The following is an 11295-nucleotide window of genomic DNA, read 5'->3' as shown; positions in this document are numbered from 1 at the left end:
TTGCCCGGCACGTCCGGACGGCGCGAGCGCTCGGCGAAGAGCCAGGCGCAGGTGACGACGAAGGCCGGCTTCATGAACTCCGACGGCTGGACGCTGAGCGGGCCGAAGTCCATCCAGCGCCGCGCGCCCTTCACTTCCATGCCGAAGAACAGCGCCATGACCATGACGACCAGCGAGCCGGCCAGCATGATGATCGACATGCGCCGCACGCCCCGCGGCGTCAGCAGCGAGGTCGCCAGCATGGCCGCGATCGAGGGGAACAGGAACAGCGCGTGGCGCTTCACGAAGTGGAACGGCTCAAGCCCGATCTTCTCGGCCACCGGCGGGCTCGCCGCGAAGGACAGCACCATGCCGCCGATCATCAGGATCAGGAAGGCGGCGAGGAACCAGCGATCGATGGACCACCACCAGTCCGTGATCAGGCCCTTCTTGGCGCGGCTCGACATGGCTCAACCCTTCGGAGACGGTTCGGTCGCAGGCAGCGCGGCCACAAGCTGGCGGAACGTGTCGCCACGCACCTCGAAATTGCGGAACTGGTCGAAGCTCGCGCAGGCCGGCGACAGGAGGACGACCTCGTCCTCGCCCGTCCCGGCCGCGTCGCGCGCCGCATCCTCGACCGCGACCTCCAGGGTACCGGAAATTTCGTAAGGAATTCGTTCACCAAGAGCGGCGGCGAAGGACGGTGCCGCCTCGCCGATCAGATAAGCCTTGGCGACGCGGGAAAAGAGTGGCTCCAGCGAGGCGATGCCGCCCTCCTTGGGCAGCCCGCCGGCGATCCAGTGGATGCGCTCGAAGCTGCCGAGCGCGGGCGCGGCGGCGTCGGCGTTGGTTGCCTTGGAGTCGTTGACGAAGAGCACCCTGGCGCGCCGTCCCACCTCTTCCATGCGATGGGCGAGGCCCGGAAACGAGCGAAGGCCGTCCATGATCTCGTCGTCCGACAGGCCGAGCGCCATCAGCGTCGCGACTGCGGCGGCGGCGTTCTGGCCGTTGTGGCGCCCGCACAGTGAGCCGATGCCGGCGAGCGGAAAGCGCGCCGTGACCACTCCGCTATCTGCGACGCGCACCTCGCCGTCCGCGAAATAGACGCCGTCGTCGAGTGCGCGCTCCTTGGAGATGCGCACGACGACGTTGCCTTCGCTCTCGTGCCAGTCGGCGATGCCGTCGCAGTAGTCGTCGTCGACGCCGATGACCGCGGTGCCCGCTTCCTGCAGCAGGCGCGCCTTGATCGCGGCGTAGTTCTCCATCGTGCCGTGGCGGTCGAGATGGTCGGGCGTCAGGTTCAGGAGGATGCCAACCGTCGGCGCGATCGAGGGCGCGAGGTCGATCTGGTAGGACGAGCACTCGACCACATAGAAGCGGTCGGGCCGCGGCGGCTCCAGCGTCAGCACCGCGACGCCGATATTGCCGCCGAGCTGCGTATCGCGGCCCGACGCCTTGAGGCAGTGGGCGATCAGGGCCGTGGTGGTCGATTTGCCGTTGGTACCGGTGATGGCGACGAAGGGCGCGCGCGGGGTCGATGCCTGTCGCTCACGCACGAAGATCTCGATGTCGCCAATGACAGGCACGCCGGCGGCATTGGCGAGGTCGGCGGCCCAATGGGGCTTCGGGTGCGTCAGCGGTACGCCGGGCGACAGGACGAGCGCCTCGACGCCCGCCCAGTCGAGATCGTGCAGATCGCCGGTCGGAATGCCCTCGGCCCGCGCCGCCTCGACGCTCTTAGGATTGTCGTCGAACGCGGTGAGGCGCGCGCCGCCGGCCTGCAACGCACGGGCCGTCGCCAGACCCGACCCGCCGAGACCGAACAGGGCGACGTTGCGATCCTTGAACGTATGGGCGGCGATCATCCCGAGCCTCAGCGCAGCTTGAGCGTGGACAGGCCGACGAAGGCCAGGAGCAGGGCGATGATCCAGAAGCGGACGACGACCTGGCTCTCGGTCCAGCCGAGCTTCTCGAAATGGTGGTGGATCGGCGCCATCAGGAAGACGCGGCGGCCCGTCATCTTGAACCAGCCGACCTGGATGATGACGGACAGGGCCTCGATCACGAAGAGGCCGCCGATCACGCCGAGCACGAGCTCGTGCTTGGTCGCGACCGCGATGGCGCCGACGAGGCCGCCGAGCGCGAGCGACCCGGTGTCGCCCATGAAGATCGCGGCCGGCGGCGCGTTGAACCAGAGGAAGCCAAGGCCCGCCCCGATCACCGCACCGCAGACGACGGCGAGTTCGCCGGTGCCTGCCACGTAGTGGATCTGCAGGTAGTTGGCGAAGTTGGTGTTACCAGCGAGATAGGCGATCAGGCCGAAGGCGGCCGCCGCGATCATGATCGGCATGATGGCGAGACCGTCGAGCCCGTCCGTCAAATTGACGGCATTGCCGGCCCCGACGATCACGAAGGCCGCGAAGGCGGCGTAGAACCAGCCGAGGTCGATCAGGAGCGACTTGAAGAAAGGGATCGAGAGCGAACTCGCGAAGGACCCCTGCTGCGCGAGGATCACCATGACGCCGGCGGCGAGCGCGATCAGGAACTCCAGCCCGAGGCGCGACTTGCCCGAGAAGCCCTTGTGGCTCTGCTTCGTCACCTTGAGATAGTCGTCGTAGAAGCCGATCGAGCCGAAGCCGATCGTGACCAGCAGCACCATCCAGACATAGAGGTTGGTGAGCTCGGCCCAGAGCAGGGTCGCGACCAGGAACCCTGAGAGGATCATCAGGCCGCCCATCGTCGGCGTGCCGGCCTTCTTGAAATGCGTCTGCGGTCCGTCGGCGCGGATCGGCTGTCCCCGACCCTGGCGCAGGCGCAGGTTCGCGATGATCGCCGGGCCGAACAGGAACACCACGATGAACGAGGTGATCATCGCCCCGCCGGTGCGGAAGGTGATGTAGCGGAAGACGTTGAAGAGCTGCGCGTCGTCGGCGAGCGTGGCGAGATAGGACAGCATGGATCAGGCTCCCTGGCCGAGATCGGAAGGGGCGGACATGCCGGACGCCGCCTCGGCGGGCGGGGTGTGGATGCGGATCAGATCGTCCACGATCTTGGAAAAACCGATGCTTTTCGAGGCCTTCGCCATCACGACGTCGCCCTGGCGAAGATGCCGGACGAGGCTTTCGCGAAGCTCGTCCGGCGAGGCGAACCACTCGTGGCGCACGAGCCGCTCAAGCGCGCCGTCGAGGCCCTTCATCTCGGCCCCGCAGAGGAGCACGAGATCGGGATGGGCGTCGAGGATCGGGCCGGCGAGCTCGGCATGGAGATCGCTCGAGAACTCGCCGAGCTCCAGCATGTCGCCGAGAACGGCGATCCGCCGGCCGCTCGGACCCGGTGCGCCCTGCGCCAGAAGCGCGAGCGCCGCGCGCATCGAGGCGGGGTTGGCGTTGTAGCTCTCGTCGATCAGCGTCCACTCGCCGCTGCCGCCCAGAAGCGGCAGGACATGCCGCTCGCCGCGCCCCTTGCCGGCGCGCCAGGAGCTGAGGGACTTTGCCGCCTGCTCGACGTCGGCGCCCAGAAGATCGGCCGCGCCGAGCACCGCCAGCGCGTTCTGCACGAGGTGACGGCCGCCCGAGCCGAGCTGGACCTCGACCTGCGTCCCGTCGATGCGCGCCACGATGCGCGAGCCGGAAGCCGAAGGGCGGAAGCCGGCCAGCCGGTAGTCCGCGGTCTCCTCCTCGCCGAAGGTCGTGATGCGCGTGACGCCGGCTGCCTGCGCGGCCTGAATCAGGTAGGCCGTCATCGGGTCGTCGGCGTTGAGGACCGCGGTGCCGCCCGGCACGACACCTTCGAAGATCTCGGCCTTGGCTTCGGCGATGTGCTCAAGGCTCTTGAAGAAGCCGAGATGGGCGGCCGCGATCAGCGTGATGACCGCGACATGCGGGCGCACGAGCTTCACCAGCGGCCGGATCTCGTCCGGGTGGTTCATCCCGATCTCGAACACGGCAAAGCGCGTGTCGGCGGGAAGGCGCGCCAGCGTCAGCGGCACGCCCCAATGGTTGTTGAACGATGCGGCCGAGGCATGCACCGTGCCCTGGTCGCCGAGCACATGGCGCAGGGCATCCTTGGTCGTGGTCTTGCCGACGCTGCCGGTGACGGCGACGATGCGGGCCGCGGAGCGGTCGCGCGCCGCCGAGCCGAGGCGCTCGAGCGCCTTCAACACATCGTCGACGACGACGATCGGCAGGCCGATCGCGCCGAGCGCCGGCAGCTTCTTCTCGGCCACGACCAGCATCGAGGCACCGCCTGCCGCAGCCTGACGCAGGAAGGCGTGCCCGTCGAAGGCGTCGCCTTTGATGGCGAAGAAGGCATCGCCCGGCTGGAGCGTGCGGGTGTCGATCGACACGCCCGTGACCGCAGCCGGCATCGCGCCGATCGGCCGCCCGCCGGTTGCGGCGGCCAGCGCCTCGCCGGTCCAGAGCGGCGCGCTCATCGGGACGCCTCCGCGATCGCGGCGCGCACTTCCTCGTGGTCCGAGAAGGGCCGCGTGTCCGCGCCGACCGTCTGGCCGTTCTCGTGGCCCTTGCCGGCGACGATCACCGTATCCCCTGCCCGCGCCTGCTCCACCGCGTGGCGGATCGCCGCGCGGCGGTCGCCGATCTCCTCGGCCTCCGGCACGGCGGCAAGGATCTCGGCGCGGATCGTGGCCGGCACCTCGGAGCGCGGGTTGTCGTCGGTGACGATCACGACGTCGGCGAGCCGCTGCGCGATCTCGCCCATGATCGGGCGCTTGCCGCGATCGCGATCGCCGCCGCAGCCGAACACGAGGATCACGCGGCCGGTGGTGAACGGGCGCACGGACGACAGGACGTTCTCCAGCGCCTCGGGCTTGTGGGCGTAGTCGACGAAGACCGGCGCCCCGTCGGCCGTCGTGCCGGCAAGTTCCAGGCGACCGGGGGCGCCCTTCAGGTGCTCCAGCGCCGGCAGGACGTCGTCGACGTTGCGGCCCGTCGCGATCGCGAGGCCCGCCGCAACAAGCGCGTTCGCCATCTGGAATTCGCCGGCCAGCGGCAGCACGATGCGGTAGAGTTTGCCCGCCGCCTCGATCTCGGCGACCTGCCGATGACGCTCGTGCTCCAGCCGCTTCAGCCTCAGGAAGCCGCCGTTGCTGCCGACCGTCATCACGGTGGCGCCGGCCCGCTGCGCGGCCTCGGTGGCTGCGGCGGACCAGCGGTCGTCGGCGTAGATCACGGCCGGCGCGCCCTTCGGCAGCAGCGTGTCGAAAAGGCGCATCTTGGCGCGGAAGTAGTCGTCCACCGTCGGGTGGTAGTCCATGTGGTCGCGGCCGAGATTGCTGAAGCCGGCGGCCCTCAGTTCCACGCCGTCGAGCCGGCGCTGGTCGAGGCCGTGGCTCGACGCCTCCATCGACGCATGGGTGACGCCCTCGTCGACGAGTTCCGCCATCAGACGGGCGAGCGCCACCGGCTCGGGCGTCGTCAGCGAGCCGTACTCGTCGCGCGTCGGCGACACTACGCCGGTCGTGCCGATCGAGGCGGCCTTCAGCCCGCACATCGTCCAGATCTGGCGCGTGAAGGCGGCGATCGAGGTCTTGCCGCTGGTGCCGGTCACTGCCACGACGTGGTCCGGCTGGCGGCCGTAGAAACGCGCGGCCATGCGGGCGAGCGCGCGGCGCGCGTCGCCGCTGCGCAGGACGGGGACGGCCGGCGAAGCCTCGACACCCGCCGGCAGAAGCACGGCAGCCGCGCCCCGCGCGACCGCATCGTCCACGAAGGCCGCGCCGTCGCCCTTGGTGCCGGCGAGCGCGGCGAACAGCATGCCGGGCCGCACCTGCCGCGAATCCGAGGTCAGGCCGGTGACGTCGACCGTGTCATCGCTGGGCCCCGTGGCGAGGTCCTCGGCCAGATCGCAAAGCTTCATTCACCATCTTCCGCATCGCATGGAAAAGCCGGCGGATGGCCCGCCGGCTTTTCCGGGTTCGTCTCGTGGGCTCGTCCTGTAGAACACGGGGCGAGCCTGTTGAAGCATTTTGACGTCAGTACGACACGAGGAGCGACTTGCCCGTTTCCCCGAAGTCGGGCTTCACGTCGAGGAAGGTGGCGGCGCGGCGTACGATGTTGCCGACCATCGGCGCGGCGTTGTAGCCGGCGGTCGCCGCGTACTTGCCCTCTTCCTTCTTGGGCTCGTCGATGATCGAGAGCACCAGATAGCGCGGCTTCTCGATCGGGAAGGCGCCGACATAGGCGTTGAAGCGCATGTCCTTGGAGTAGCGGCCCGCGACGACCTTTTCCGCCGTGCCCGTCTTGCCGCCGACATGATAGCCCGGCGGGTTGGCGCTCTTGCCCGAGCCCGACACGCCGTTGAGCTTGAAGATCTCGCGCATTTCGGCCGAGGTCTGGTCCTTCAGGACCTTCACCTTGATCTTGTCCGCCTCTTCCTTGGTGCGCGGCAGGAAGGTCGGCGGCACGTACCAGCCGTCGTTGACGATCGCAGCCGCGGCCACCGCCGTCTGCAGCGGCGTCGTCGAGACGCCGTGCCCGAAGGCGATCGTCATCGAGTTGATCTTCTTCCACTGCTTGGGCTGCGTCGGCATCGCCGTCTCGGGCAGCTCGGTCTTGATGCGCGACAGGAGACCCATGCGCGTCAGGAACTCCTTGTGCCCCTCGATACCGACGAGGTCGGCCTCGCGGGCGGAGCCGACGTTCGAGGAATACTCGAAGATCTCGGGCACCGAGAGCGGGCGGCCCTTGCCGTGGAACTCCTTGATCGTGAAGCCGGCGACGCGGAAGGGCGTCGTCGAGAACACGTCGTTGTAGCGAACGAGGCCCGAATCCAGCGCCATCGCGGTCGTGAAGATCTTGAAGGTCGACCCCATCTCGAACGTGCCGGCCGAGATGCGGTTGAGGTTTTCCTTCTTCAGCGCGTCGCCCGGAAAGTTCGGATCGTAGTCGGGCAGCGAGGCCATGGCGATGATTTCGCCGGTCTGGATGTCCATGACGAGGCCGCCGGCGGCGATCGCCTTGTACTTGGCCATGGCGGCAACGAGCTCGTCACGCACGATGTGCTGGACGCGCAGGTCGATCGACAGCTTGACCGGCTCCAGCTTGTCGTTGCCGGCGAAACCGAGCTGCTGGAGATCACGGAAGCCCGCGTCGTCGACATACTTCTCCATGCCGGCGATGCCCTGGTTGTCGACGTTGGTCACGCCGACGATGTGGGCTGCGGTCGGACCGCCGGGGTAGAAGCGCTTCTTCTCGGTCCGGAAGCCGATACCGGGAATGCCGAGCGCCATGATCTCCTGCTGCTGGCGCGGCGTCAGTTCGCGCTTCAGCCAGGCGAAGCCCGCCTTGGAGGACAGGCGCGCGTGCAGGATCTTCGGGTTGAGGTCGGGCAGGACGGTGAGGAGCGACTCCGTCGCCTCGTCCGCGTCGACGATGCGGCGCGGCTCGGCAAACAGCGAGGCGGTCTTGATGTCGGTCGCCAGCACCTCGCCGTTGCGGTCGAGGAGGTCGGGGCGCGTCACAGGCCCCTGCCCCGCAGCGGAGCGATAGGTGTCGTTCGGATCCGACTGCGTGCCGAGATAGACGAGGCGACCGCCGATCACGAGGTAGATCGCGCAGAACAGCCCCGTCGCGATGACGAAGCGCGGCTTGTTGCGCGGCGCCTCGACGCGGCGGCGGCGGAGGCCCGTTGCGGTCGTCGCGGGCGCGGCGGCAGCGGTCAGCCCGAGGCCGGAGAGAAGCTTGCGCAAGGCTTTCATCGAATGCGGCCCTGGCTGGCGGATGCGATCTTGGAGCTGTGCGCGGCCTCCTCGGGAGCCGGAGGCGCGGGCACGGCGGGAAGCTGGTTCGGCTCGACGATCTGCTGCGGCTCGACCGGCTTCAGCTGGAGCACGGCGTCGAAGTTGCGCGCCAGCGCCTCGAGGCGGAAGGGCTGATTGAGGAGGCTCCAGTCGGCCTCGAGCAGCTGCATCGTCTCGCGCTCCTGCGCGATCTTGCGGTCGAGCAGCATCACCTCGTGCTCGAGCGATTCGGCCTGATACTTCTGGCCGAAGGTCCACGTCGCGACGACGAGGACGATGGCGACGAGAAGGACGTCGAGCGTCTTCAGCATGGGTCAGGCAGCTCCGGACGGCGGCAGGTCCGCAAGGGATGGCAGATCGACGAAGGCCGTCGCCTCCGCTTGCCCCCGGGGCGGCAGCGCGGTTCGGACGGCGGCTCGCAACTTGGCCGATCGTGCGCGAGGATTGAGAGCGATCTCCCGCTCGTCGCCCGTCACGGCCTTGTTGCGAGCTTCGAATGTGACGTCCTTATGCTGAACATCCGGTAAATGGCGCGAACCTGTCGCCGCCTCCGAGCGGTCGCGCAGAAAGCGCTTCACGATGCGATCCTCCAGCGAATGGAAGGTCACGACCACGAGCCGCCCGCCCGGCTTCAGGACATGCTCGGCGGCCACCAGCGCGCGCACGAGTTCGCCGAGTTCGTCGTTCACGAAGATTCGCAGCGCCTGGAAGGTGCGCGTTGCCGGGTCGATCCGGTCCTTGTGCGAACGGCCGACGACCTTGCCGACGAGCCCGGCAAGATCCAGCGTGCGCTCGAACGGGCGCTCGGCCCGGCGTGCCTCGATGGCGCGCGCGATCCGGCCCGCCTGCCGCTCCTCGCCGAGGAAGTTCAGGATACGCGCGAGATCGCCGACCTTGAAGCGATTGACGACGTCGGCGGCGCTCGGTCCCGCGCGGCTCAAGCGCATGTCGAGCGGCCCGTCCTTCTGGAACGAGAAGCCCCTCTCCGCATCGTCGATCTGCATGGAGGACACGCCGATATCGAGGACCACGCCGTCGAACGGCGCCTCACAGCGCTCGGCCGCGATCGCCCGAAGGTCGCCGAAGCGGCCGGGATGGAGCGACAGGTTCGGATAGCGCTCGAGAAGCGGCCTCGCACCCTCGATCGCCGTCGGGTCTCGGTCGATGCCGAGGACGCTCCCACCGCGGTCGAGGATCGCCGCGGAATAGCCGCCCGCGCCGAACGTGCCGTCGACGAACCGCTCGCCCGGCCTGGGATCGAGCGCCTGAAGAACGGGGTCGAGAAGCACCGGAACGTGGCGGACCGGTCCGCCACCGGCCGGCACGAGGGCCGAGCCGTGGTCCGCCATCATTCCGGTGTACTCTCGAACGCGCCTCGGCCCTGGCGGCGCGCGGTGAGCCGCGCCCTCGCTTCGGCCCGATAGGCTTCGAACTGGGAAGGCTCCCAGAGTTGGAAGAAGTGGTTGCGCCCGACGAAGGCGACGCGGTCGGTGATGCCCGTGTGCGAGCGGATGAAGTCGGTCACCATGATCCTCCCCTCGCCATCGAACTTCAGGAATGCCCCGTCGCCATAGGCGAAGAGCGACATGTCGGCGTAGTCCTCGCCGAAGGGATCCTCGGCGGCCATGCGGGCTTCGTAGCGCTCCAAGAGATCGACGCCGCCGACGTCGATCGCCGGATGCCCGATCGCCTGCAGGGCGTAGAGGTCCCGAACGCCGCGGCCGGCAAGGACCTGACGGAAGTGAGCCGGAACCGACACGCGACCCTTGGCGTCGATGTTGTTGATCGCATTGGAAAGAAACCGCTCCACCAACTGCGAACCCCACCCCGCCCGACACCAGCCCTTCCACCAACCCCGCTCCACCGAAACAGGCACAGCAGGACTCATCCAAGCAACCTTAGGTTGCACGGTTGATCCGATCTCACGCGATCGAACGAGGTCCTGGCATGCTCGGAATCGGCCCTGAACGGGCCTTCGAATGTGAATTTTGGGATAACATGGGCCTATATGGGGGTCAATGGGATCGACCCATCCGGCGCCCGCCTCGAACCCCTTGCGCTGCGGGGCATGGAAGAAAATAATCTAGCAAAAACAGTTGCTTGAAAAATTTCGTACGCGCGAAACACAGCCCGCCGCGTTGCAGCAAAGCCGCGTTCGAAATGTTTGCGAAGCGAGTGGTTGCCCTGTCAGCGTGCGACGCTAGGGGCTCTTCGCGCCAGTACTTGAAGAGTGCGCGGACGCCGGCACGCCGAGGCGCCCTCGGCATCCCGTGGTTGCGGTGGGGGCCCATCCCATGGGCCGACGGTCGAGGAGCCAGCCGGCCTGTAAGCCGGGTTCTGTGCGACGGCCGAAACCGTGCGGCGACCATTCCTCTGGGACGCCGCTCGCGCGGCGCCTCGTGCAACCTACCCGGACGACTGGCCCGGAGCGGGCCGGCGGTTGCCCGCCGCGTCGTCCCTATTCGGTCTTGCTCCCGGTGGGGTTTACCATGCCGCGACCGTTGCCGGCCGCGCGGTGGGCTCTTACCCCACCCTTTCACCCTTACCTCGCGACCCGAGAGTGGCGAGGCGGTCTGCTCTCTGTGGCACTGTCCCTGGGGTCACCCCCGCCGGGCGTTACCCGGCACCGTTTCTCCTAGGAGCCCGGACTTTCCTCCCCCGCGGTCTTTCGACGATTGCGGCAGCGGTCGCCCGGCCGGCTGGCTGCGGGCGGTGTCGCCCGGCGGCCGGGCGCTGTCAAGCGCCGACGAGCCGATCGCGCGGTCGGATCAGAGCGAGGCGAGGACCGTCTTGACCTTCTGGCAGTAGCGCGCCGAGGTCGGGTTCATGCGCTTGGAATAGTGCCCGGCATTGTACTTGAGAATCGTGCCGCAAAGCGTGCCGCCGCCACGCCGTTCGGCGCCCGCCAGATACTTCATGCCGTACTTGATGTTGACCGCGGGATTGTAGAGATCGCTCGAGTCCCCCTCGAAGCCCATGTCCCGCGCGGTCGCGGGCTTGATCTGCATCAGGCCGATCTCGCCGGCCCGGCCGGTCACCTCGATCTTGTAGTTGCTCTCCACCGAGACGATCGCATGGGCGAGCTCGACGGGAATATCATTGGCCTTCGCCTCGCGGGCGATGATGTCGGCGAACGGGCGCGCGGCCAGCGTGTCGTTCGTGTCCTCGACCGGATCGGTCGGCTTCTGCTCGGAGATGGACGGTTCGGCGACGGGCGCCAGGGACGTGGATGAAGCGGTATCGGCTTGAGCGGCAGAAATCTGGGCAAGCAGAAGCGTCGCGGCGCAGGCCGCGGCAGGCAGACGGTTCATTTTGGTTCCGTGGATTGTCGGCGCGCGTCGAACGGACGAGCAGCCGGCCCCCTCAAAAGCCGCCCGGATACGCGGCGGCGATGACGAAAGAGTTTTTGCCGGAGCAATTCACCGCCAATGTGTCGCGGCGATCACGGAACATTTCAGCCTGAAACAATTCGAGACGAACGTAAGCCGGCCATACATTCTCTAGAGGATCGACGGCAGGCTCGTCAGGAGACGGTGAAGGGTCGTGATCGTCCCCAT

11 protein-coding genes and 1 other RNA gene are annotated in these 11295 nt (G+C 68.0%); all 12 read right to left on the bottom strand.

Annotated elements, in window-relative coordinates:
* On the bottom strand, window positions 1-446 hold a 446-nt coding region (locus QZ753_RS18970), incomplete at its 3' end, for an FtsW/RodA/SpoVE family cell cycle protein (protein ID WP_294645948.1).
* Between the two features lie 3 nt (window positions 447-449).
* Window positions 450-1844: a UDP-N-acetylmuramoyl-L-alanine--D-glutamate ligase gene (gene murD / locus QZ753_RS18965; protein WP_294645946.1), complete on the bottom strand. Its 1395-nt coding sequence runs from the start codon at window positions 1842-1844 to the stop codon at window positions 450-452.
* A gap of 8 nt (window positions 1845-1852) precedes the next feature.
* On the bottom strand, window positions 1853-2935 hold the full coding sequence (gene mraY, locus QZ753_RS18960; protein WP_294645944.1) for a phospho-N-acetylmuramoyl-pentapeptide-transferase: 1083 nt from the start codon (window positions 2933-2935) through the stop codon (window positions 1853-1855).
* Window positions 2936-2938: 3 nt separating this feature from the next.
* A complete protein-coding gene (locus QZ753_RS18955; RefSeq protein ID WP_294645943.1) occupies window positions 2939-4411 on the bottom strand; it encodes a UDP-N-acetylmuramoylalanyl-D-glutamyl-2,6-diaminopimelate--D-alanyl-D-alanine ligase in 1473 nt (490 codons plus the stop codon).
* On the bottom strand, window positions 4408-5856 hold the full coding sequence (locus tag QZ753_RS18950) for a UDP-N-acetylmuramoyl-L-alanyl-D-glutamate--2,6-diaminopimelate ligase (protein WP_294645941.1): 1449 nt from the start codon (window positions 5854-5856) through the stop codon (window positions 4408-4410). Before QZ753_RS18950 ends, QZ753_RS18955 begins: the two co-directional genes overlap by 4 nt.
* Window positions 5857-5971: 115 nt before the next feature.
* Window positions 5972-7696, bottom strand: coding sequence for a penicillin-binding protein 2 (locus tag QZ753_RS18945; protein WP_294645939.1), 1725 nt, complete (start codon window positions 7694-7696; stop codon window positions 5972-5974).
* A complete protein-coding gene (locus QZ753_RS18940; protein WP_055888501.1) occupies window positions 7693-8049 on the bottom strand; it encodes a hypothetical protein in 357 nt (118 codons plus the stop codon). The genes QZ753_RS18945 and QZ753_RS18940 overlap by 4 nt, the downstream gene beginning before the upstream one ends.
* 3 nt (window positions 8050-8052) lie before the next feature.
* Window positions 8053-9090: a 16S rRNA (cytosine(1402)-N(4))-methyltransferase RsmH gene (rsmH, locus tag QZ753_RS18935; protein ID WP_294645937.1), complete on the bottom strand. Its 1038-nt coding sequence runs from the start codon at window positions 9088-9090 to the stop codon at window positions 8053-8055.
* Window positions 9087-9548, bottom strand: a complete 462-nt coding sequence (gene mraZ / locus QZ753_RS18930; protein WP_294645936.1) for a division/cell wall cluster transcriptional repressor MraZ — start codon at window positions 9546-9548, stop codon at window positions 9087-9089. The genes rsmH and mraZ overlap by 4 nt, the downstream gene beginning before the upstream one ends.
* Window positions 9549-10048: 500 nt before the next feature.
* Window positions 10049-10441: RNase P RNA component class A (gene rnpB, locus QZ753_RS18925), an RNA gene on the bottom strand.
* 65 nt (window positions 10442-10506) lie between these two features.
* Window positions 10507-11049 (bottom strand): lytic transglycosylase domain-containing protein, encoded by a 543-nt coding sequence (locus tag QZ753_RS18920; protein ID WP_294645934.1) that lies wholly within the window; start codon window positions 11047-11049, stop codon window positions 10507-10509.
* Between the two features lie 52 nt (window positions 11050-11101).
* The coding region (locus tag QZ753_RS18915) for a hypothetical protein (RefSeq protein ID WP_294645933.1) at window positions 11102-11295 on the bottom strand (194 nt) is incomplete at its 5' end.

The sequence above is a fragment of the uncultured Aureimonas sp. genome, assembly GCF_913775355.1.
Lineage (GTDB): Bacteria > Pseudomonadota > Alphaproteobacteria > Rhizobiales > Rhizobiaceae > Aureimonas.
This window is presented reverse-complemented; position numbering and strand designations above follow the sequence as displayed.